We start from the raw sequence: 21,246 nt of genomic DNA, 5'->3' as shown, positions 1-21,246 counted from the left end.
AAGGGCGAGGCAGCGTGACGCCCCTTCTCGATCTTGTTCTGTTTCCGCAGTGCGATCTGCACCTGGTCCTGACCGGCGGCCATGAGCTCAACCTGCGGGCCGCGCGGCGCGTCAGCGACGACGCCGACCCGCCACCGGTCATGGACCTCGAGCACCGGTTCTCCGTCGCCGCCGCGGCAGCGAGGTCGCCGCCGAGATCGATCCCCCATCAGGGCGCGGTCCGCACCAAGCGCGGCACCGGGCGCGACGAGGGCTCCAGCGGCCCGGCGTTCGACTTCCTCATCGACCACCCCGGTAGCGCTGCCGTTACCGAAACCGGTACGTCCGCCCGGAAAGGGGGCACTGTGATGCGAGACGACTTCCGTTGCTCGATCCGGATGGAGCCGGCCTACCGTCGCGGTGAGCCGATCCTCCTCTGGTTCGAGATTGAGAACGTGAGCGACCGGGACCATGCGCTCCTGGTCTGGGATACACCCCTTGACCGGGAGGTCTTCGACTTCGTGGAGGTCCGGCACCGCGACCGGATCATCCCCTACGACGGGCGTCTGGTGAAGCGTGGCGACCCCACGCCCGATTCATACCGCACGATCGCTGCCGGTCAGACGATTGTCGAGGTCATCGATCTGTCGACGTCGTTCGCCTTCGACGAGCACGGGTCGTACACCGTGACTCTTCGGCCGCGGTTCCGGGACGCTGTCGCAGATGCCGGTCGGGTTGTCACGGCGCGTGCCCGGCAGGAGCATGAGGGCTTCTCCCTCGATCCGATCTCGACTGGCTTCGACCTCCTGCCCGACGGGGAGCCCCGGCTCACGGCCGGCGAGCGGGCGCGCCACGAGCCACCGCCCGCCGGCGCGCTTCGGCTCACTCTCGGTCCGAACGGGCGCCGCGACGAGGCGGTGTTCGGCTTCCCGCCGCCGTTGCCCCCGTCGGTGGAGCAGATGTTCCGCGACACCTACGCCGCACACCAGAACCTCATCGTCTGGTTGGACGCCGCCATCAGAGCGCTGACGACGTGGAGCACGCCTGCGGAGAACGCACTCTATGCCGACTGGTTCGGAGCCGGAGACGCATCCCGCTATGGGATCGTGCAGAGTCGCGTCACCAGAATCCGGACGAGGCTGAACGACGAGCACGTCTACGACCTCAGCCAGACCGACTGCGCGCCCGACTGGTGGGCATACACCTACCACGGATCGGACACCCTGTGGCTGTGCGCCGGTTTCTTCAACGCGCCGCCGACGGGCATGGATTCGAGATTCGGCACGCTCGTGCACGAATGGAGCCACGCCACGGCCAGAACCGAAGATTTCGCCTACGGCCAGGTCGATTCGCGAGAACTCGCCCGCAACAGCCCGGAACTGGCCATCGGCAACGCCGACAACTACATGTACTTCGTCGAGGCGCTCGCCCTGCGGATGCTGACCGCGCCGATGGTCTGGCCCAACGGCAAGGCATACCTGTTCGTCTCCGGTCGGTACTACCGCTACGACATCGCCACGGATCGGGTCGATCCCGGCTATCCGCTGCCCATCGCCGGGAACTGGCCCGGCGTGTGGGATGACCGGGTGGACGCGGCCGTCGTATGGCCGGGCGGCAAGGCGTACCTCTTCCGGGGTTCGGAGTATGTGCGCTACGACATCGCCGCGGATCGGGTCGATCCCGGCTACCCGCTGCCCATCTTCGGGAACTGGCCAGGGTTGTGGACCGACCGGATCGACGCCGTACTGGTGTGGCCGAACAACAAGGCGTACTTCTTCCGAGGGACGCAGTACATGCGCTACGACATCGCCGCGGATCGAGTCGACGACGGCTATCCCCTGCCCATCGCCGGGAACTGGTCCCGCTTGTGGACAGATGCCATCCACGGCGCGGTGGTGTGGCCCAACGGCAGGGCGTACTTCTTCCGGGGTTGGCAGTACATGGGCTACGACATCGCGGCCGACCGCATCCACGCTGTGTACCCGCTCGCGATCGCGGAGAACTGGCCACGCCTTTGGCACGATGGCATCCAGGCCGCGGTGTTCTGGCCCAACAGCAAGGCGTACTTCTTCAAGGGCTCGCAGTACATGCGCTACGACCTTGCCGCGGATCGGGTCGACGACGGCTATCCGCTGCCCATCGCCGGGAACTGGCCCGGCGTGTGGGATGACCGGGTGGACGCGGCCGTCGTATGGCCGGGCGGCAAGGCGTACCTCTTCCGGGGTTCGGAGTATGTGCGCTACGACATCGCCGCGGATCGGGTCGATCCCGGCTATCCCCTGCTCATCTTCGGAAACTGGCCCGGCCTGTGGTTCGACCGGATCGACGCCGCGGTGGTGTGGCCCAACGGCAAGGTGTACTTCTTCCGGGGTTCGGAGTACATGCGCTACGACATCGCCGCGGATCGGGTCGACGACGGCTATCCCCTGCCCATCGCCGGTAACTGGCCCGGGCTACGGTTCGACCGGATCGACGCCGCGATAGTTTGGCCCAACGCCAAGGCGTACTTCTTCCGGGACGACAAGTATGTTCGCTACGACATCGCCACCGACCGGGTCGACGAAGGATACCCGTTTCCGATCGGCCCGAACTGGCCCGGCCTACCCGGCCGGGTCCGCTGAGCCGGGCGCGTCCCGCGAGCCGGTGGCAACCCTGGTGTAGGCCGGTCGGCGCGTTGCGGCATGTTGCTCGCGTACGGACGAGTCCGGTGACGACCGGCTTCGAGGCCGACGATGCCGCGAGCGTACGACTTGCAGCCCGGGCGAAACGCCCAGCGTGCGGCCTCAAGCAGCGCGCTGGTATTCGTGAGGAGGTCGCGGACGCCGAACCGGCCGTCGCGGCCTGGCTGCGCCGCATCGGTCTGCGCACCGGTTGACAACAAAGCGGTGTCACGTGACGACGCGGAATGTGGCGTCGCTGCGTCCCGTCGCGTCGGTGATCGGGTCGAGGCGCAGCAGGTAGTTGCTGTGCCGGATGTACCGGTCGGCGTGGTTGTAGGACTGGAAGGAGCTTGCCGACGCGTCGGCGAGCCCGGCGACGCGTCGGAACGTGGCGTCCGCGGCGAAGGTCGCGGTGCCGTCGTTGGCCACCAGTTGGAAGTCGTAGTTGACGTGCCGCAGGTAGTACCCGGGGAAGTTCACCGACTCGACGGACACCGTGCCGCTGGCGCCGTTGAGGCCGGGCACGAGGCGCCATTGCGCGTCGGCCGCCGGGCTGACGTTCGGGTCGATGCGGACGTCGTAGTTGACGTGCCGGACGTACCGGTCCGCGAAGTTGTACGACTGGAGCCGGTTGACCGGCGTGGTGCCGCCCCAGCGGGCCAGCACGCGGGTCTGCTCGGCGGCGGTCAGGTTGAGGATCGTGCCGTGCCGCTTGCGGGTGCCGCCCATGGCGTAGGAGCCCGTCGCGGGCAACCGGAATGCGGCCGGGCTCGACGGGTTCGTCGTGAGGACCGGGAGGTAGCCGCGGCCGGACGAGTACTGGTCGAGGTAGAGCGTCCATTCGTTGCGGTTGTTGAACTTCGTCCACATGGGACCCTCGACCTGCGCGCCGGTCAGCCCGATGCCCGACAGGTTGCCCAGGGCGGTCCAGGTGCCGAGGATCGCGTTGCTGCCTTCGAGGGTGATCTGGCCGTCCCCCGACGCCCGCACGTAGCGGTAGGTCCCGGACGTCTCCACGATCTGGGTGTCGATGATCTCCTGGCTGCCGGGCCGCGTGATGTACGGCTGCGCCGTGGTGATGGTCCGGAAGTTGGTGGTGCGGCCGTAGTAGACGCGGTGCTTGGTGGCGCCGTTGTTCGGCACGTTGGTGGCCCAGTAGACGACGTAGTCGTTGGTGGCCGGGTTCCAGATCGCCTCCGGCGCCCACGCGTTGCGCCCGTCCGGGATGGCGCCCGCGACGTTGAGCAGCCACGGCGCCGACCACGTGGTGAGGTTGGTCGACTCCCAGACCACGAGGTTGCGGCTGCCGTTGTTGATGGCCGTCGACCAGTCCTGCCCGCAGCCGATGCACAGGTCGGTGGCGACGATCCAGTACCGGTCCCCGGCCAGCGACCGCACCAGTGCGGGGTCGCGCACGCCCCGGGTGCCGACGGTGGACAGCAGCACCGGCGAGCCGTTGTTGAGGTCGGTCCAGTGGAGACCGTCGGTGCTGTGGGCGAGGTAGATCTGCTGCCCGGTCGAGGACTCCCCGGTGAAGTGCGCCATCAGGTAGCCGGTGAACGGGTCGAGCGCGAGTGCGGCTTTCGGCATCACGACCGTCCACGACGCGACGAGAGCGACCAGTGCGGCGATAACACCAAGGCGGCGGGCCATGCCCGGGATTGTTATCGCTAACATCGGCGTATGTCAACCCCTGCCGTGGCACCTCTGGGAGTCCAAGATCGCGGGCGGTTAGGCTGCCGGGATGCGGGTTCGGCTTCTCATGCTTGCCGCAGCGGCGGGGTTTCTGGGCGTGGCGTTGGCGATACGGGCAGTCTCGGCGGGTGCGCTGTACAGCAACGGGCGCCTGGAGCAGTACTCCGGGACCGCGCTGTACGCCTCGATGATCTACGTCGGCGCGCTGTTCCTGTGGCCGCGCCTCACGCCGTGGACGGCCGGCGGGATCGCCCTGGCCTGGTGCTGGGGGGCGGAGTTCTTCCAGCTGACCGGCATCCCGGCTGACCTGTCCGAGCGGAGCCTGGTGTTCCGGCTGGTGCTCGGCCACCAGTTCGACGCCGTCGACCTGCTCTGGTACCCCGTGGGCATCGCTCCCCTCGTCGTCCTCCATCTTCTTTTGAAGAATTTCCGGGGACGTCGTCGGATCGGGGCCTAGGCGTTCGTTGCAGGGGTGAAGTTCCCGACCGGAGGAGATGATCCGATGCAGTACCTGTTGTCCGTGATCCACGACAGCACCAACCTGGCGACCCCGGAGGAAGAGGCCGCCATCGACGTGTTCAACGAGCGCCTCCAGGCCGACGGGCAGTGGGTCTTCGCCGGCGGCCTCGGCGGGCCCGACATGGCCACCACCGTCGACAACCGGGGCGCGGAGACGCTGATCACCGACGGGCCCTTCCTGGAGTCGAAGGAGTTCCTCATCGGCTTCTGGATCATCGAGGCACCCGACCTCGACGCGGCGCTCAGGCTCGCCTCCGACGGCTCGAAGGCGTGCAACCGCAAGGTCGAGGTCCGGCCATTTCTGTGAGTGATGTCGCCGAGGCGGTCACCCGGGCCCACCGCGAGGAGTGGGCGCGGGTGGTCGCCACCCTGACCAAGCGCTTCGGTGACCTCGACATCGCCGAGGAGGCGGCCGCCGAGGCGTTCGCGACCGCCTTCGAACGGTGGGTGGCCGACTGCATACCCCCGAACCCCGGTGCCTGGTTGACCACCACCGCCACCCGCAAGGCCATCGACCGGATCCGGCGCGAGAGCAAGCGCGACGACAAGCAGAAGGAGGCTCAGATCTTGTACGACGACGACCCGCCCGAGCCTCTCGGCGCCATCGACGACGAGCGGCTCCGGCTCATCTTCACCTGCTGCCACCCGGCGCTCGCGCCGGAGAGCCGGGTGGCGCTGACGCTGCGCATGGTCGGCGGCCTCACCGCCGCCGAGATCGCTCGTGCGTTCCTGGTGCAGGAGACCGCCATGGGCCAGCGGATCACCCGCGCGAAGGCCAAGATCAAGGCGAACCGCATCCCGTACCGGGTGCCCGCCGCGGAAGATCTTCCGGGACGGGTGTCCGGCGTGCTCGCCGTGCTCTTCCTCGTCTTCAACGAGGGCTACCTGGCGACCGGCCCCGACACCGATCCCCTCCGGCACGACCTCACCGCCGAGGCGATCCGGCTCACCCGTCTGATCCGCACCCTCCTGCCCCACGACGGCGAGGTCGCCGGGCTGCTGGCTCTGATGCTCCTCACCGAGGCGCGGCGCACCGCCCGGGTCTCGGCCAGCGGCGAACTGGTCGCCCTCTCCGAGCAGAACCGGGGCGCCTGGGACGCGGCGCTGATCGCCGAGGGTCACCGGATGGTGCGCGAGCGCCTGGCCGCCGTGGCCGCGGGCGAGGCGGCGCCAGGCCGCTACCAGATCCTCGCGGCGATCAACGCCGTGCACACGTCCGCCCGCGACGTGCGCGACACCGACTGGGCACAGGTCGTCGCGCTCTACGACCAACTCGTCCGCGTCGACCCGTCGCCGGTCGTCGCGCTCAACCGGGCCATCGCGGTCGCCGAGCTCGACGGGCCGGAGGTGGCGCTGGCGATCGTCGACCGGCTTCCGGACACGCTGGCCGGCTACCACGCGTACCACGCGACCCGCGCCGAGTTGCTGCGCCGGCTGGGCCGCGGCCGGGACGCGCGGGCGGCCTACGACCGGGCCATCGAACTGGCGGGCAACACGGCGGAGCGGGCCCACCTGACCCGCCGTCGCGACCAACTGGGATAAATTCGTCCTCCTGAATGAATGGGAGGTGCGATGGAACGTCCGAACTGGGTGCCCGACGGGGTCGACGTCGACCGGCCGAACGCGGCCCGCATGTACGACTACGCGCTCGGCGGGTCCCACAACTTCGCGGTCGACCGGGCCCTCGTCGAGCAGGCCGAGGCGGCGATGCCGGGCGCCCGGCAGATCGCGCACGCCAACCGGGCGTTCCTGCGCCGGGTCGTGCAGTGGCTGGCGGGCACCGGCGTCCGGCAGTTCCTCGACATCGGTTCGGGCATACCGACGCTCGGCAACGTCCACGAGGTCGCGCAGCGGGTGGCGCCGGGCGCGCGCGTGCTCTACGTCGACACCGATCCGATCGCGGTGGCCCACAGCAGAACGATGCTCGTCGACAACCCCGGCGCGGACGCGATCCAGGGCGACCTCCGGAAACCCGACGAGATCCTCGACGTGGCGCGGGACCGGCTCGACTTCTCGCAGCCGGTCGCGGTCCTGCTGTTCGCGGTGCTGCACTTCATCGGTGACGACGACGACCCGGCCGCGATCGTCCGCACCCTCCACGACGCCGTGCCGGCCGGGAGCTACCTCGCCCTCTCCCACGGCACCCCGCCGACCGACAGGGGGTCCGACGCCGAGACCGTCCGCCGGATCTACACGAAGACACCGACGCCCCTGCACCTGCGCACCCCCGCGCAGGTCCTTCCGCTGATCCACCCGTTCGAGCCGGTCGAGCCCGGCCTGGTCGCGGTCAGCGAGTGGCGTCCCGACGACGACGAGAAGCCGCAACGCGAACTGCTCGGTGCCGTCGCCATCAAACCGGTTGCCGGCGGTGCGACCGGGGGCTAACGTCGCCCGCACAGCAAGATCACTCGCGGACGAGGGAGTTTGATGAATATGGCTGCCACCAGCCGTCTTCAGCATGCCCTCGTCCGGGCCGCGCGACGGTAGCCGCGGTCCGGGTCGTTCCCATTCGACCAGGAGTGTCACGTGTCTTCTTCGTTCATCACCGGTGCCGATCTGGCCACCGACCGCCTCGTCCTGCGCCCGTGGACCACCGGCGAGGTCGCCGCCGTCCTCGGTGACACCGCCCGGCCCGCGCACTGGGCCGGCGACTTCCCCGCCGAGGGCGACCAGGTCATCGCCGGCCTGTTCGCCCACCATCCCGGGTGGCTCGGCCCCTACGGCCACCGCCAGATCATCGAGCGCGACAGCGGCCTGGTGGTCGGCTCCATCGGCCTGTTCTGGCCGCCCGACGACGGCGCGATCGAGATCGGGTACGGCATCGTGGCGAGCCGGCGCGGGCGCGGGTACGCCGCCGAGGCCACCCGTGCCCTGACCGCGCACGCCCTCACCGCGCCGGGCGTCCACACGGTCTTCGCCACCGTGGACCTGTCGAATCCGGCCTCCGTCAGCGTGTTGGAGAAGGCCGGCTTCGATCGGTCACATACCGACATCGAGGCGAACACCGCCCGGTACGACGCCGCGCGGCGATAATGCCGTGAGATTCCGGCGCCCGGTCATGGCCGGGCGCCGGGAGTCACGTCGACGACCACCACGTGGCCGGCGACGCGGCGACGAAGCCCAGGGACTCGTACAGCGGCCGGCCCAGCCGCGACGCCGTGAGCGTGACCGGCACGTCGACCAGATCGGCGAGGGAGCCGAGCATCACCGCGCGTCCGACGCCCCGGGAGCGGAACTCGGCCGGCGTCCCGACCCAGTAGTGGCTGCCGAGTCCGTTGTCGACGACCGTGACGCACGCACCGGCGACCTCGCCGTCGATGCGCGCGACGTACACGTCCACACCCGGTTCGTCCAGCAGCGCCATCGGGAACATCTCGCCGGCGCGGTGGGGCTCGAACCGGGTCAGCTCGAAGCCGGCGATCACCGCGCGCTCGGCCGCTTCGAGATGCTCCTCGTCGCGCACCCGGACGACGTCCATGTCCGGTTCGGGGGCCGGCCCGGCCTGGCGCAGCATCACCGGCATCTGCCAGTTGCGCAGGCCGAGGTGGCTCAGGTCGGTCGAGCTGAACGGGTCCTCGATGTCGACCGGCCCGGCGGCCTGTTTCGCCAGGTCGGTGATCTCGTCTGTGTCGACGCCCGCCTCCTGGATCAGGACGCGCAGGCCGGCCCGCTCGTCACCGGCGACGGCGAGGAAGCCGGGGCGGCGGATCACCTCGTGACCGCTGAGCGGCCGGTCGCGGCCCAGAACGCCGCGGAGTTGCGGGCCTGACGCAGCGGCGCCTCGGCGGTGGTTGTCACAGGTCCTCCTCTAGAGATGACGCGCCAACCAGTCGAGGATCACCTCGAACCGGGAGATCCGATGACTCGGTAGGCCCGATCGGGAAAGCTCGTGCCCCTCCCCCGGAAAGATGATCAACTCTACCGCGGTTCCGGCCCGTTTCAGGGCGAAGAACAGCCGCTGTGCCTGCTCCAGCGGGCAGACCAGGTCCTGCTCGGAGTGGATGATCAGCGTCGGAATGCCGATGTTGCCGGCATAGGTGAGCGGACTGCATTCGGGCCATCTGCTTGCGTCCAGGTCGTTCACGATGCACCAGCCGTGATCGGAGGTCGCGGCAAAACTGTCGAACGCGTACATACCGCGCTCGGTGACGGCCGTACGGAAGCGGCCGCCGTGGTGCGCGGCGAGCCACGCCGTCATCGTCCCGCCGTAGGAACCCCCCATCACGCCCACCCGGTCACCGTCGAGGTCGCTGTCCAGCAGTGCCGCGTCCAGGAGCGCCAGCAGGTCGGGTGCCACCGAGGCGGTACAGAAATCGCGCGCGCCGGCCTGGCCGTGGGCTCGCCCGTAGCCGGACGAGCCGCGCGGGTTGCCCATCACGACGGCGTAGCCCGCGCCGGCATAGACCTGCGCCTCGTCGAACAGTTCCCAGCCGTACTGCGTGTGCGGCCCGCCGTGGACGAGAAGGACCACGGGATGCGGCCCGGAGCCGGCCGGACGCACGATCCACCCGTGCACGGGATATCCGTCCGGAGCGGTTGCCGTCACCTCTTCCATCGGGGCCAACCGCACGTCGCGGAGAGAATCCGCGAACCCGGTCAGCGTCCGTTCGGTGCCGTCGGCCTCCCGCACCACGATCTCGCCGGGGCAGGTGTCGCTACCGACGGCCGCGACCACCGCCGTCAGGTCACGGGTGACCGTGAATCCGTACGCCTGCCGGCGTCCTCCGACAAGCGTGCGCGCTGGGCCACCGTCGTAGGGAGCCAGCACGAGGTCGACGGCGCCGCGATTCTCGTTGGCGTACACCACTCCGTCGGCGACCGTGGCGATCGGCTCGGCCGCCCACCGGAGCACGTGGGTATCCGCCGGGTCCGTCAGTTCCGAGGGGGCACCGGAACCGTCCGCGGGAACGATCCAGACGCTGTACGACCGCAGCGACGGAGCCTCGCCGTCGACCTGCGCCAGGTCCAGCGCGACGAAGCAGACGTTCCTGCCGTCGGGCGTGAACAACGCGGTCCTGGCGCGCAGCCCGCCCGAGGTCAGGGCGCGGAGATCGGTGCCGTCGGTGGCGCAGGTCCAGACGTCGACCCGGAGGTCGTCACCCGCGCCGTCGTGGCGGGCCGCGACGAATACCAGGCGCTGCGAATCCGGGCTGAAGGCCGCGCGTCCGTGATCGAAGGAGCCGGCTGTCACCTGAACCGGAGCCGACCCTTCCGTATGCGGATCGATGACAAAGACATGCGCCGGTCGGTCCACGACGAAGCCCGTGCCGTTGGCACGGTAGGTGAACGAGGTGACCCGCCGCGGAGGCTCCCGGTCCGGGGTCACGCCTTCCGCGGTTCCGTAACGACCCGGTTCCGGCACCCGGGACCTGAACGCGATGTACTTCGAGTCCGGACTCCACAACGGCGAGGAGACGCCGAGTGTCGCGTCGGTCAGGCACCGGGGCTCACCGCCCCCGGTCGGCATGACCCACAGCTGAGGCACGCCGCCCTCGACGGTCCGACAGAATGCGAGCCATCGGCCGTCGGGCGAATATGCGGGATCCGCATCGGCCGGGCCGTGGGTCAACCTTCTCGGTTCGGCGGAACCGTTTGCCGGTACCGTCCACAACTGCGATCGGTACTCGTCCGGGCTCAGCTCGAGATGGTTGAGCGAAAACACCATGTCCGTGCCGTCCGGCGAAATCGTGGGGGTGTCCGGGACCCGGAACTTCGCGATGTCATCGGGTCGCATCAATGCATGATAGGTGCCGGGGTCAGTGGCCGAACGCGTCCGAGTCGGCGCCGGCGGCGTCGCCCCGGTCCAGCGCCGAGATCGCGGCCACCTCGTCGGCCGACAGCGCGAAGTCGAAGATGTCGAGGTTCTGCTTCAGCCGCGTCGGGTCGCTCGACTTGGGGACGGCGGTCAGCCCGAGGTCCATGTGCCAGCGGAGCACCACCTGCGCCGGCGTGCGGCCGTGCCGCTCGGCCAGTTCCCGGACGACCGGCTCGCGCAGGACGTCGTTGCTCTCGCCGCCGATCGGCGACCACGACTGGGTGACGATGCCGTGCTTCCCGTGGAAGGCACGGTGGGACTCGCGGGTCACGGTCGGGCTGAGCTGGATCTGGTTGACGTCGGGCACCACGCCGGTCTCGTCGATGACGCGTTCCAGGTGGGCGGGCTTGAAGTTCGACGTGCCGATCGCGCGTAGCCGGCCGTCCTCGAGCAACCGGGCCAGCCCCCGCACCGCGTCCACGAACTGGTTCTGCTGTGGGTTGGGCCAGTGGACGAGCAGCAGGTCGATGTAGTCCAGGCCGAGCCGATCGGCGCTGCGCTCGAACGCCTCGGCCACCAGGTCGACGCCGTGCCAGCGCTTGTTGAACTTGGTGGTGACGAACAGGTCCTCCCGCGGCACGCCCGAAGCCTTGAGCCCGCGACCGACGCCGCGCTCGTTGCCGTAGTTCTCCGCCGTGTCGACGAGCCGGTATCCCGACCCGATCGCGGCGGCCACCGTGACCTCGGCGGCGTCGTCGTCCATGGGCCACGTGCCGAGACCCAGTCGCGGCATCTCGGCGCCGTTCCGCAGGGTCACCGTGGGTGCGCTCGTCATGGGTCCATCCAACCGCATCGACCGGCGTCCCACCCCAGCGGGACGCCGTGTCCGTGACCGCCCGACCCCTGATCCCCGCGCCGATCTTGCAGTTGTGGTGCCAGGTTGCGCCCGGTCTGGTCTGATATGGCAGTCCCACGACTGCAAGATCGACTCGCTGTCGGGCGGCTACAGAGCCAATGGGCGATATGACAGGCCTTCGTTCACGACCTCCTCGTCGGAGAGGTCCGGAAACCTGTGGAACATGATGTCGGCCCAGTTCGGGTTGGGCTTGAGCCGTTGCAGTTCCGCGAAGCGGCGATCGCCCTCCTCTTCGGACCCGGCGCCCCACCGAATCATGCGCACCAGCGCCAGGCACCTGGCATGGAGCTCGCTCTCCTCCACGGGTCTGCCCCTCCTCGGTGGCGGACGATCTCGGCTGGCGCCTCGCCGATCTGCTGGCGATCAACAGACACTCGGTTGCCGTCATGTCGAACTCGAACCAATGCTGAAGGTCAACCGAGCGGATTGAAGCGAACCGTGCGCCGGGGGAAATCGTTGGGAAAGATCTTCATTCGCAGACGGCGGGAGAGAACGGCCTCGAGCCACTCGACCGCTCCGCCCTCGTATTCCTCCCACAGCGGACCGCGAGGCTCCCCGAGCGCCACACTCCACTGATCGGGATCGTCACGCTGTCCAATGACCCAGTAGGCCACGTCGCCATTGTCGGACCGGCCGAACGACAACAGTTCGGCGGGATCCCGCGGTAACGAATGACCCCTCTCGGCCAGATACTCGAGCGCCCACGTGGTGCGTTCGTGTTGGTGCTCCAGATCCAGGCTCTTGTGTGAGGACCCCGGACAGAACACGCGGAAGAATCCACCGAACGAACCCGGTCCGTACGTTTCCACCAACCCCTTGTAATCCGCTGGAAGCGGCGCGCCCAGGCGAGACTCGACCGCACCCCAGTCGACTGCCGTCGGCGCATGATCGGGCGGAGCCACCACCCGCCGGAAGGCGTCCGGATCGAACAAGCCTGCCCCCTTGACCGCACCACTGTCAGGATCCGTAGCCGTCGTCCCGAACCTCGTCGAGCGTTATCTCACCCGGCTTCTGCCTCCTCGTCAACCGACCGGCCGAGGAGGTCGAGATGAGGCGTCACACCCACCGCAGCCAGCCGTTCGGACAGCAGACGCATCTCCGCGTCGGTGCCGGTGACGCCCTCGCCCACGAGCCGCGCGACGGCGTCCCGGGCCTCGACGAGCCCGACACCGTTCACCCGAAATACCGCCATCAACCGCACGCGCAACGGGTTCGCCTCGGCCCGGTCGACCCGGACCCGGACGAGCCCGCACTGCTCGATCAACATTGAACGCAGTTCGTCCGGCATGTCGTCCCAGCCGTCAACCACCTCGGCATGGCCGCAGTTGTCGCACCAGCGGTCGATCGACCAGACGAGGCGGCCCTTGAACGCCGACTGGGAGATGGCCGATCTGAGGTTGCCTCCGCAGGTGCCGCACCGCTCAACCACCTCGGCCGAATACCCGGCTAGCTCGTCCATGTATCGCTCGACAATTCCTCTCGGAGCTCTGGGGTGGTGCCAAGACTCGCCGACCGCTCTCGCGAATTTCCGAGCACGGTCGGCAACGCGGGCTCCTAGCCTTGCACTTCTTGCGCAAGGGCGCCGATGTCGAGCTTCCGGTGCTGAGCCAGCCGGGCCAACATCGCCCCGAAACTCGGAGGTCGAGTCATTTCACCAGCCTGACACGGTCGCCCGAAGACCTCGACGACCGGGCACGGATGAACATCAACTCGCCCGATGATGTTGCTCTGTGCCAGGTCGTGGCCCGCGGCTCAGCGCGCCCGGCTCACGCTCGAGCTTGGCGTACACCCGGGGCAGAAGATCCGGGTCGAAAGGCGCCGGAGGATGCGCGAAAGCGCCTGACGCGCCTCCCGTCCCCGCACCGTGGCGAGGCCCGGCACCACCCGGTCGGCCGGCGCGTAGACGGTGTGCACGGGCTGCCGGCGACGCGGCTGGCCTGGATAGATGGCGGCCAGGGCCGAGCCGACCGGGGCGAGCAGCCGGTCGGGCTCGTCGGACACACCGGCGGGCAGCCGCGAGTCCCCGGCGCCCCGCGGGTGGCGTCCATGATCGACGGAAATCCAATTGCCGCACCGGTTAGCGTCGGAGCATGCCTGAGCTGACCCTGCCGTTCACGACCCGCCCGTACCAGCCCGGTGACGCCGCCGCGCTCACCGCGCTGTACAACGAGGTGGAGCAGGCCGCGGGCGGGCACCCCGGATACGTCGAAGACGAGACGCAGGGTGTGCTCGACGCCGTGGTGCGGAACCTGGAGAGCGATTCCCGCCTGGTGTTCTCCGACGACGGTGACCTGATCGCCGCCGGCATCGTCGCCACTCCACCGCCCGACGGGTACCGGTTCGACTCGTTCGGTGGCGTGGTACCGAAGTGGCGCGGGCGCGGCGTGGGGCGTGCGGTGCTCGGCTGGCAGATCGCCCGGGCGAGGGAGATCCATCAGGCGGCTGGCTCACCCGACGGCTGGGTGATCGAGACGAACGCGGCCGTCGGCGACGATGCCGTGCGGCTGTTCGAGCGGTTCCAGTTCGCGCCCGTGCGGTACTTCTTCGAGATGGTCGCGCCCGCGAAGGACCTCCACAAGGCGGTGCCGAGCGGGCTGCGCGTGCAGCCGTACGAGCCGCGCTTCGAGGGCGCGCTGTACGAGGCGCACATGGACGCTTTCAGCGACCACTGGGGCTATCAGAAGCGCGAACTCGACAGCTGGGCCGGCTTCACCGTACGGTCCGACTCCTTCCGGAGCGACCTGAGCCGCCTGGCGTTCGACGGCGAGGATCTGGCCGGCTACGTGCTGAGCTACGACGACGCCGACGACGACCGCGTCTACATCGGCCAGGTGGGCACCCGGCGCCCGTGGCGGCGACGCGGCCTGGCCGGCGCCCTGCTGGCCGACGTGATCGCCGGCACCGCCGCTGCCGGCAAGGGCTTCGCGTACCTGTCGGTCGACGCCGACAGCCCCACCGGCGCGGTGGGCGTCTACGAAGGCGTCGGATTCGAGGTGGAGACCCGCTCGGTGGCCTACCGCACCGACCTCTAATCGGCCCTCTGATCGCGATCCTCGGCGGCACCCGACTCGTGTGAGGATTCACGTTGTGCCCCAACCCGTTCTGCGTACCGGTCGTCTCCTGCTCGTGCCCCTGGCCGACCGCCACCTCGATCTGGAGGTCGAGCTCGACTCCGATCCCGAGGTGCTCCGGTTCCTGTACGGGCGTGCCCGGTCCCGCGCCGAGGTGACCGAATCGCACGCCGCGCGCATGGCCCTCGGCCGCCGGGTCGACGGTCTCGGTCACTGGATGGCGTTCGGCACGCGCAACGGTCGGCGCGGATCCGCCGCGCCGGAGCGCGAGGAGGACGGCGACTTCGTCGGCCTCATGATGCTGCCGCCCGCGCACGGCCCCGACCAGCCCGACGACCCGACCGTCTGCGACCTTGGTTACCGTCTCGTCCGGCGGTGCTGGCGTCAGGGTCTGGCCAGCGAGGCCTGCCGTACCCTCCTACGGCACGCCTTCGACACGATCGGGCAGCGCCGCGTGATCGCACAGACCATGGCCGCGAACGCGGGTTCCCGCGGCGTCATGGAAGCCATCGGGATGCGCCACGTGCGCACCTATCACCAGCAGTGGGAAGACCCGCTGCCCGGCACCGAGCTGGGCGAGGTCGAATACGAGATCACCCGCGAGATGTGGCTGGCGAGAGAGTGAGTCAGGTTCGCCGTCGTGCCCGACCGGCCGCCTGTATGCGATCGACGCCTGTCGCCTCCGTTCAGAGGATCGGACCACCCGGACACTTAGAATGTCAGCGTGGACGGCTTGCTGCTGCAACGATTGGCGGCGCATCGGGGCGTCGCCGTACCGGTCGAAGAACACCTTCCCGCGGCGGCCGAAGAGCTCGGATGGCGCCTCACCGACCTGCTGGCGATCAGCGGATCGGCAATACCCGCCGAGCTGATGCCCGCCGACCCCACCGCGAAGCGGCAGATCCGGAACCTCCTGGAAAAGCCCGGCACTCTCACCGCCGACGAACTGGCGTCCGTCCGCGCCTACGCCCGCTCCCTGCCGGCAGCGCCCGAACCACGCGGACAGACGGTGCCGCCCGTCGATCCGATCACCTTCGGCACCGCACTGTGGCGCCTCATGCTCGTCCGAAACCTCAACATCGAAACCGTGTGCCGCGTCATCGGCTGGCCCATGGTGCTGCTCAGCCGGCTCGTCCAGGGACAGTTCCCGCCGAAACCGGAGTGGCTGCGGTACCTCGGCGACGTGCTCGACCTCCGCCCCGATGACCTGGCCGCGATCGCCGGGGTGCCCGCATCGTCCGGAGAGGACGCCGCACCCCTCCACCGGACACCGGTCGGCGGCCTCGTCCTCGACCTGATTCCCCTCTCGGCAGAGGCGATCGACCAGTTGGCGTACCGCTACCAGCCGAGGCGGGCCGCCCCCTCCGTGCCGTAGCATTCGACCTGCCGCGTCTGGTTGCTGATCGCTTCGAGGTCGCACGCTCTCAATCTTGGCCCTGAGTGCCTTCCTGCGAAATGGGACGACTGCGCAGCCGACCACGTCTGGCGTATTCGGCGGCCCGCGCCACCTGGCCGGCGTCCAACCGGCGGGCGTCCCAGATCAGCTCGGCGACATCCGCTGCCGAGGGCCGCACCGGCGGAGCGCCGGACGGCAGCTCCATCCTGAGCAACACGGCCAGGTCGACGGCGGGGATCGCCAACACGATCGCGAACCCGATCAGCAGCTCCGAAGTGAGCTCCTTACGTCCATGCCCGATCACCCCGATCGTCGACGCAGACAGCGGACCGACGCCACCCACGTCGTAGAGAATCTTCGCCGATGCCGACCAGGTCAAATTTCTGTTGTGGAGCATCCGGACAAGAACGCCGCCGGCGTTCGGCTCATACTGCTCATGGGCCTTGAGCGCCGGTGGACACCGGTTCATGACAGGGTCGGCCAGCGACCGTACGTAGCTGCGGAGTTCCTGGCGCCGCTCGGCCCGCAACCGAATGGCGTCGTAGGCCAGGCCATCCATGTGATCAGCTGCCCGCTCGTCCCAGGCGGCGAGGTCGTCCGGCACCGGCAGGCCGGCGAGGACGAACACGTCGGCGACGTGTAGGCCGAGTGCCGGCGCAATCCGTCGGAGCAGCGACGCTTCCGGCGCGGAGCCCGCGAGTACGTTCTGCAACGCGGGCTCCTCGACTTGCGCTTCTTGCGCAAGGGCGCCGATGTCGAGCCTCCGGTGCTGAGCCAGCCGGGCCAACGCCCCGAAACTCGGAGGTCGAGTCATTTCACCAGCCTGACACGGTCGTACCGCGGATGAATTCTGCCCTCACCAGAGGGATTGCCACGTACCGCTACCAGCCGAGGCGGGCCGCTCCCTCCACGCCGTAGCGTTCGACCGCGACGGCTCTGGCACGCGCCAGAATCCGGCGTTCGAGTTCCGGCATACGTGACAGGTCACCGCGAAGCAGGTCCGACGCACACGATTTGAGATTGGCGGCCAGCAGGTCCGCATTCTCTTCGTTCGGCAGCGCATAGAGTTGCAGGCTTTCGACTTGCCGCGTCTTGTTGCTGATCGCTTCGACATCCTCGAGGTCGAAGTAGTTCAGCGTGGCGGCCGGACGAACCGAGGCCCGCTCCGGGAAGTCGCCGTCTACGAGCCGTACGAGCCACACGGTCAGCGGATCTCGCGGATACCAGTCCACCTCGACGCCGAGGACCGATCCGAGATAACGCACGGCGAACCCGCCCGAATCGAACCGGGTCGGGTCGGCCCGGTATTCGAATTCCTCCACCAGAAACCGGAACGAGCGCTCGCAGGTGTCGGCCGCTTCGCGAACAGTTCGGCTTGTCATGACGCTGGCCATCCCATGAGATGGAGAGGATACCCGCGGTACGTATCCAGCGGGTATTCCTCGTCATCGCGAGGGCTGGATCAAACGGGTCGTTCTCCCACGCCTGGTACCACTTGGCGTTGATGCCCTCGGCACGAAGTGCCCGCACCGCGTCCTTCACCCGACCCATCGTCCGCCCGATGACGATTACCTTGCTCGGATCGGCAGAACTGCGGATGTGATCCGCAACTTCACTCGGAGTCGACCCCGCTGGACAGTTGTGGACGAGGACCGACCGACCGCCAGCGACCACGTAGTAGGTGTGGAGGTCGTCGACGGTGAGGTTGTAGACGCGGGCATGCGCATTCGGGCCTGCGTGCCGGCGACCTGTACCAGCCGCCCGTCCGACGTCTTGAGCCACTGCCCCGTGCGCAGCTCGCGGGCGTCGATCCACCGGCCCGCCACGGTGTCCGCGCGGCCGTCGTCGTCGACCCAGACCGGGTGCCCGTGGGTCGCGGTGATCACCGCGCCGCGGTCGCCTACCTTGACATCGATCAGCGTCTTCTCGCCGTCACCGACGATCGTCGCGGTGACCGTCCGGGCGCCTTTCTCGCCGGTCTCGGGATCGGCGGCGGCAACGCGGTCACCGACCCGCACCTGCTCAATCGGCTTCGTCGAGCCGTCGGCCATCAGCACACGCGTCCCGGCGGCGAAGCTGTTCCCCTGCCCGCAATCACCGCGGGAGTTGCTGGGTTTGGTGCCCATCGGGTCGGTCAGCACGGTCGGCTGGTTGAAGACGTACCTGTACGGGTTCGTGTCGCCCGATGCCAAACCGATCGGGTCCTTGCTCGGGAACCGCCCGGCCGTGGCGGAGTAGTACCGGGACCGGTAGTAGTACAGGCCGTCGGTGCCTTCGTCCTCCCGGCCGGTGAACCGGGTGGGGTTCCCGGCGTCGTCACCGGAGACCGTCGTGCGGCCGAACGGGTCGTAGCTGTACTCCGCGCCCACGGACGTCGCATCGGCCACGGCCACCGTGCTGCCCAGTGCGTCGGTCAGGGTGGTCCCGCCGCGACCGGTGCGCCGGCCCAGGCCGTCGTAGCCGTAGTCGACGGTCAGGCCGGCCTTGGCGTACCGGGTCAGTTCGTCGCGGGCGTGACCGTGCCCGCCGTCGAGTCGGTGACGGTGCGGATCCGGTTACCGGCGTCGTAGCCGTACGCCACCTGACTCTCCGCCGTGGAGCCCGTCACCCCGTAGCGGACCAGCGTGAGACGGTCGAGGTCGTCGAACTGGAACGTGGTGACTTTGCCACGGGCGCTGGTGCGCACGCTCGGGTTGCCCGTCGGGATCGCCGGCGTAGTCGAAGGGGTTCGTCCTCCCGGCTCCGCCCCAGCGGCGCGCCGTCGGCCCGCCGGCGCCCGAAGACCGCCTCCTGCTCCGGCACCGCGTCCCGGTCCCACAACCGGGTGGCCAGCCGGATCGACCGCACCACCGCGTACGTGCCGCCGGCCGCCCAGCCCGGCTCGCCGGCGTCGGCCCACACCAACCGGTCCATCAACATCCGGTCCGCCGGATCCGGGTTGCCGGCGCCGTCGCGGAAACCCAAGAGATTCCGGGACGTGGCGACGCCGGACGCCGTCACCCCGTTCTCCGGCCGGAAGCCGTCGAGCCGCCACCGTTGACGCAGCGCCCCGCCACCCGCCGCGGCGATCCCGTCGACCACCGCCCGCACCCGCTCCGGGGTCTCCGCGCAGACCTGCAGCAGCAGGTCGCCGTGGCACTGCGCGGCGTCGAGGACGTCGTGTGGGAACGCCGGCATCGGGCGCAGGTACCGGGGCCGCCGCCCGGCGAGCCCGAACCTGCCGTCGAACATCGACGCGCCGACCGCCAGCGTCACGGTCGCGGCCGGCGCCTCCCCGGCCTCCATCACCCGGCCGCGGCGTTACCGGCGACGTCGTACGCGACGAAACACGCCGACGCCGGCGGCGGAGTGACCACACCCGGCTGGTGCGGCAGGTCCGTCCGCGCGGGCCGCTCCCCCGCGGACGGCGGGGCGTCGTCGCCGCAGCCGGCAAGTCCGGCCGCGGCGACACCAGCCGTGACCCGTATCAGGGAGCGCCGTCTCACCGACCCGCACCCTAACCGGCACCACGATCGGCGTCGATGGAGTGCGCGAAGACGGGACACCAACGGGACACCCGCCATGGCGTGCGCTCGCCCCGGTTTGCGGATCTTGGACTCCCCACGGGCCTATGGCACCGCAAGGAGTCCAAGATCCGGAAAACGCGGGCAGATGCGCGGCGCGGTGGGCGCCCGCGCCCGCGGGCGCCCACCGCACGGTCAGGTCGGGAGGCCGATGGCGTAGACGTTGGTGTGTTGGACGGTGTTGTCGTTGGAGGCCATGTAGATCAGGCCGCCGGTCACGGCCAGCGGTGAGCCGAGGTAGCCCTGCTCCAGGCCGAGCTGGTGGAACCCGATGTCACGGCAGACGATCTGGCCGCACCCGGCCGCGTTGAAGGCGTACAGGCCGGCGTCGACCGGGAAGCCGGACGCGGGGCCCTTGCCCACGAACACCACGCCGTTCACCACGACCGGCGAGGACGAGAACCCGGCGGCGAAGTTGACGCCGGTCCACAATGGCGCGCACCGGGCCGCGCCGCAGCCCTTCGCCGGGTAGGCGGCGACGACCCCGATCGTGTTCGGGTCGGGGGTGTCCTGCGTGGTGGCGTAGACGACGTTGCCGACCACGGCCGGCGTGCCGAGCGTGCCGCCGTCACCGGTGTCGTACGCGCGCAGCGGCTTGCACACCGCCGCGCCGCAGCCGGCCGCCGCGAACGCGAAGAGGTGGAAGTCGGTGTTCTCGCCCTCGCCGAAGAGCGTCGTCGATCCGACGAAGACCGTGTCGCCCGCCACGGTCGGCGAGCCGGTGCGGTCCGCCGGGCCGCCGATGTCGGCCGTCCAGGCCGGCTTGCACACGGCCGCCGGGCCGGCGACGCAGCCGGCGATCCGGAACGCCAGCAGGCGCCCGGTGAACAGGTCCGGCGTGGACAGGAACGTGCTGACGTACACGAAGCCGTTGCCGACCGCCGGTGCCCCGAACAGCTCGTTCGGCTCGCCCACGCCGGTCCACAACGGCTTGCACACCGCGGCCCCGCAGCCCTGGAGCGCGAACGCGTACAGGTGGCCGGAGAAGTCACCGACGTACGCGACGTTGCCGGCCACCGCCACCGACGAGTCGATCGACGCGTCGGCAAGCTGGCCCCGCCACCGCGGCTTGCACGTCGCCGCGCCGCACCCGGCGGCCGGGAACGCGTAGAGGAAGTGGTCGGCCGCGGCGATGAGGACGAGACCGCCGGCCACCGCCGGGGTGCTGGTCATGTCGTTCTCGGCCTGGCCGCGCCACAGCGGCTCACACGTCGCGGCGCCGCACCCGGCGGCCTTGAACGCGGACAGGCGACCGTCGAAGTCGACGACGTACATGACGCCGTTCGCCACGACCGGGCCGCCCTCGGTGAGGTTGTTCTCGCCGACGTGTGCGACGAACCTGGTCTCCAGCTTGCCCACGTTGCCGATATTGAACGTGCGCTCGGCCGGGTTGGTATTCAGATGACGTTCGGTCTGGCCGAACTGCGGCCACTGGTCGAGCGGCACCGGGGCAGCAGAGGCCGAGACCGGTGCGGCACCGACCGTGAGAAGGATTGCCGCGACGACCGCCGACCGTCGCAGGGATACGAAAGACATGGCGCCTCCTGGTGTGCGGACATTGGCACCCCGGGAGTCTGGCGCGGGCGTCGCGCGCGCACGACGTCCAATAAAACGAAACTGCCCGGAACTGCCGCTATCTGCCTGTCCCGGAAACACCCACAACGACGACGGCGCAGGTGAAGCGACGCAAGA

Annotated in this window: 23 protein-coding genes and 2 pseudogenes; 10 read left to right on the top strand and 15 right to left on the bottom strand. The window is 69.5% G+C overall.

Features of this window, described 5'->3' with window-relative positions:
- Positions 1–14: 14 nt before the first annotated feature.
- Positions 15–2,600, top strand: a complete 2,586-nt coding sequence (locus tag Vau01_RS51565; RefSeq protein ID WP_204008728.1) for a hemopexin repeat-containing protein — start codon at positions 15–17, stop codon at positions 2,598–2,600.
- A gap of 86 nt (positions 2,601–2,686) precedes the next feature.
- Positions 2,687–2,854, top strand: coding sequence for a hypothetical protein (locus tag Vau01_RS51560; RefSeq protein ID WP_204008726.1), 168 nt, complete (start codon positions 2,687–2,689; stop codon positions 2,852–2,854).
- Between the two features lie 13 nt (positions 2,855–2,867).
- Here the strand turns inward: Vau01_RS51560 and Vau01_RS51555 are convergent, their stop codons facing one another.
- Entirely contained in the window at positions 2,868–4,292 is a 1,425-nt protein-coding gene (locus Vau01_RS51555) for a glycoside hydrolase family 43 protein (protein ID WP_204008724.1), read from the bottom strand.
- Between the two features lie 91 nt (positions 4,293–4,383).
- Here Vau01_RS51555 and Vau01_RS51550 point away from each other — a divergent pair, with 91 nt between their 5' ends.
- From Vau01_RS51550 to Vau01_RS51530, 5 genes are all read left to right on the top strand, one after another.
- Positions 4,384–4,791: a ribosomal maturation YjgA family protein gene (locus Vau01_RS51550; protein WP_204008722.1), complete on the top strand. Its 408-nt coding sequence runs from the start codon at positions 4,384–4,386 to the stop codon at positions 4,789–4,791.
- A gap of 45 nt (positions 4,792–4,836) precedes the next feature.
- On the top strand, positions 4,837–5,160 hold the full coding sequence (locus Vau01_RS51545) for a YciI family protein (RefSeq protein ID WP_204008720.1): 324 nt from the start codon (positions 4,837–4,839) through the stop codon (positions 5,158–5,160).
- Entirely contained in the window at positions 5,157–6,395 is a 1,239-nt protein-coding gene (locus Vau01_RS51540; RefSeq protein WP_204008718.1) for an RNA polymerase sigma factor, read from the top strand. The genes Vau01_RS51545 and Vau01_RS51540 overlap by 4 nt, the downstream gene beginning before the upstream one ends.
- Positions 6,396–6,425: 30 nt before the next feature.
- Positions 6,426–7,238 (top strand): SAM-dependent methyltransferase, encoded by an 813-nt coding sequence (locus Vau01_RS51535; protein WP_239152646.1) that lies wholly within the window; start codon positions 6,426–6,428, stop codon positions 7,236–7,238.
- Positions 7,239–7,379: 141 nt separating this feature from the next.
- On the top strand, positions 7,380–7,886 hold the full coding sequence (locus Vau01_RS51530) for a GNAT family N-acetyltransferase (RefSeq protein ID WP_204008715.1): 507 nt from the start codon (positions 7,380–7,382) through the stop codon (positions 7,884–7,886).
- Between the two features lie 43 nt (positions 7,887–7,929).
- Here the strand turns inward: Vau01_RS51530 and Vau01_RS51525 are convergent, their stop codons facing one another.
- The 7 genes from Vau01_RS51525 to Vau01_RS65480 form a co-directional block, all read right to left on the bottom strand.
- The gene (locus Vau01_RS51525) at positions 7,930–8,565 is read right to left on the bottom strand and encodes a GNAT family N-acetyltransferase (protein WP_204008713.1); all 636 of its coding nucleotides are present in this window, start codon (positions 8,563–8,565) and stop codon (positions 7,930–7,932) included.
- 96 nt (positions 8,566–8,661) lie between these two features.
- Positions 8,662–10,587, bottom strand: coding sequence for a S9 family peptidase (locus Vau01_RS51520; protein WP_204008711.1), 1,926 nt, complete (start codon positions 10,585–10,587; stop codon positions 8,662–8,664).
- Positions 10,588–10,609: 22 nt separating this feature from the next.
- On the bottom strand, positions 10,610–11,443 hold the full coding sequence (locus Vau01_RS51515) for an aldo/keto reductase (RefSeq protein WP_204008709.1): 834 nt from the start codon (positions 11,441–11,443) through the stop codon (positions 10,610–10,612).
- Positions 11,444–11,611: 168 nt separating this feature from the next.
- The gene (locus Vau01_RS51510) at positions 11,612–11,827 is read right to left on the bottom strand and encodes a hypothetical protein (protein ID WP_204008707.1); all 216 of its coding nucleotides are present in this window, start codon (positions 11,825–11,827) and stop codon (positions 11,612–11,614) included.
- A 110-nt stretch (positions 11,828–11,937) separates the two neighbouring features.
- Entirely contained in the window at positions 11,938–12,456 is a 519-nt protein-coding gene (locus tag Vau01_RS51505) for an SMI1/KNR4 family protein (RefSeq protein ID WP_204008705.1), read from the bottom strand.
- 68 nt (positions 12,457–12,524) lie between these two features.
- Positions 12,525–12,983, bottom strand: a complete 459-nt coding sequence (locus Vau01_RS51500) for a hypothetical protein (protein ID WP_204008703.1) — start codon at positions 12,981–12,983, stop codon at positions 12,525–12,527.
- A 293-nt stretch (positions 12,984–13,276) separates the two neighbouring features.
- The gene (locus tag Vau01_RS65480; protein WP_373320443.1) at positions 13,277–13,525 is read right to left on the bottom strand and encodes a DUF6986 family protein; all 249 of its coding nucleotides are present in this window, start codon (positions 13,523–13,525) and stop codon (positions 13,277–13,279) included.
- A gap of 89 nt (positions 13,526–13,614) precedes the next feature.
- Here Vau01_RS65480 and Vau01_RS51495 point away from each other — a divergent pair, with 89 nt between their 5' ends.
- From Vau01_RS51495 to Vau01_RS51485, 3 genes are all read left to right on the top strand, one after another.
- Positions 13,615–14,556, top strand: coding sequence for a GNAT family N-acetyltransferase (locus Vau01_RS51495; protein ID WP_204008701.1), 942 nt, complete (start codon positions 13,615–13,617; stop codon positions 14,554–14,556).
- A gap of 55 nt (positions 14,557–14,611) precedes the next feature.
- A complete protein-coding gene (locus tag Vau01_RS51490) occupies positions 14,612–15,220 on the top strand; it encodes a GNAT family N-acetyltransferase (protein WP_204008699.1) in 609 nt (202 codons plus the stop codon).
- Between the two features lie 99 nt (positions 15,221–15,319).
- A complete protein-coding gene (locus Vau01_RS51485; protein WP_204008697.1) occupies positions 15,320–15,970 on the top strand; it encodes a helix-turn-helix transcriptional regulator in 651 nt (216 codons plus the stop codon).
- Positions 15,971–16,019: 49 nt separating this feature from the next.
- Here the strand turns inward: Vau01_RS51485 and Vau01_RS51480 are convergent, their stop codons facing one another.
- The 7 genes and pseudogenes from Vau01_RS51480 to Vau01_RS51455 form a co-directional block, all read right to left on the bottom strand.
- Entirely contained in the window at positions 16,020–16,778 is a 759-nt protein-coding gene (locus Vau01_RS51480; RefSeq protein WP_204008695.1) for an XRE family transcriptional regulator, read from the bottom strand.
- A gap of 94 nt (positions 16,779–16,872) precedes the next feature.
- On the bottom strand, positions 16,873–17,385 hold the full coding sequence (locus tag Vau01_RS64070; protein ID WP_239152657.1) for a hypothetical protein: 513 nt from the start codon (positions 17,383–17,385) through the stop codon (positions 16,873–16,875).
- 271 nt (positions 17,386–17,656) lie between these two features.
- A pseudogene (locus tag Vau01_RS65095) lies at positions 17,657–17,773 on the bottom strand (hypothetical protein); the annotation flags it as partial.
- A gap of 20 nt (positions 17,774–17,793) precedes the next feature.
- A pseudogene (locus tag Vau01_RS65090) lies at positions 17,794–18,360 on the bottom strand (RHS repeat-associated core domain-containing protein); the annotation flags it as partial.
- A gap of 235 nt (positions 18,361–18,595) precedes the next feature.
- Positions 18,596–19,276 (bottom strand): Dyp-type peroxidase, encoded by a 681-nt coding sequence (locus Vau01_RS51465; protein ID WP_204008693.1) that lies wholly within the window; start codon positions 19,274–19,276, stop codon positions 18,596–18,598.
- Positions 19,276–19,476, bottom strand: coding sequence for a hypothetical protein (locus Vau01_RS51460; RefSeq protein ID WP_204008691.1), 201 nt, complete (start codon positions 19,474–19,476; stop codon positions 19,276–19,278). Before Vau01_RS51460 ends, Vau01_RS51465 begins: the two co-directional genes overlap by 1 nt.
- 213 nt (positions 19,477–19,689) lie before the next feature.
- Positions 19,690–21,090 (bottom strand): outer membrane protein assembly factor BamB family protein, encoded by a 1,401-nt coding sequence (locus Vau01_RS51455; RefSeq protein WP_204008690.1) that lies wholly within the window; start codon positions 21,088–21,090, stop codon positions 19,690–19,692.
- Positions 21,091–21,246 lie beyond the last annotated feature (156 nt).

It is taken from the genome of Virgisporangium aurantiacum (assembly GCF_016863635.1).
Lineage (GTDB): Bacteria > Actinomycetota > Actinomycetes > Mycobacteriales > Micromonosporaceae > Virgisporangium > Virgisporangium aurantiacum.
The sequence above is the reverse complement of the archived record's forward strand: the minus strand, read 5'-3'. Positions and strand labels throughout refer to the sequence as shown.

Bases quoted from the DNA above. Each gene is read 5' to 3' on its own strand.
- Vau01_RS51520 (WP_204008711.1), bottom strand. From the start codon at position 10,587: ATGCGACCCGATGACATCGCGAAGTTCCGGGTCCCGGACACCCCCACG.
- Vau01_RS64070 (WP_239152657.1), bottom strand. From the start codon at position 17,385: ATGGCCAGCGTCATGACAAGCCGAACTGTTCGCGAAGCGGCCGACACC.
- Vau01_RS51535 (WP_239152646.1), top strand. From the start codon at position 6,426: ATGGAACGTCCGAACTGGGTGCCCGACGGGGTCGACGTCGACCGGCCG.
- Vau01_RS51495 (WP_204008701.1), top strand. From the start codon at position 13,615: ATGCCTGAGCTGACCCTGCCGTTCACGACCCGCCCGTACCAGCCCGGT.
- Vau01_RS51550 (WP_204008722.1), top strand. From the start codon at position 4,384: ATGCGGGTTCGGCTTCTCATGCTTGCCGCAGCGGCGGGGTTTCTGGGC.
- Vau01_RS51515 (WP_204008709.1), bottom strand. From the start codon at position 11,443: ATGACGAGCGCACCCACGGTGACCCTGCGGAACGGCGCCGAGATGCCG.
- Vau01_RS51545 (WP_204008720.1), top strand. From the start codon at position 4,837: ATGCAGTACCTGTTGTCCGTGATCCACGACAGCACCAACCTGGCGACC.
- Vau01_RS51455 (WP_204008690.1), bottom strand. From the start codon at position 21,090: ATGTCTTTCGTATCCCTGCGACGGTCGGCGGTCGTCGCGGCAATCCTT.
- Vau01_RS51465 (WP_204008693.1), bottom strand. From the start codon at position 19,276: ATGGAGGCCGGGGAGGCGCCGGCCGCGACCGTGACGCTGGCGGTCGGC.
- Vau01_RS51555 (WP_204008724.1), bottom strand. From the start codon at position 4,292: ATGGCCCGCCGCCTTGGTGTTATCGCCGCACTGGTCGCTCTCGTCGCG.
- Vau01_RS51500 (WP_204008703.1), bottom strand. From the start codon at position 12,983: ATGGACGAGCTAGCCGGGTATTCGGCCGAGGTGGTTGAGCGGTGCGGC.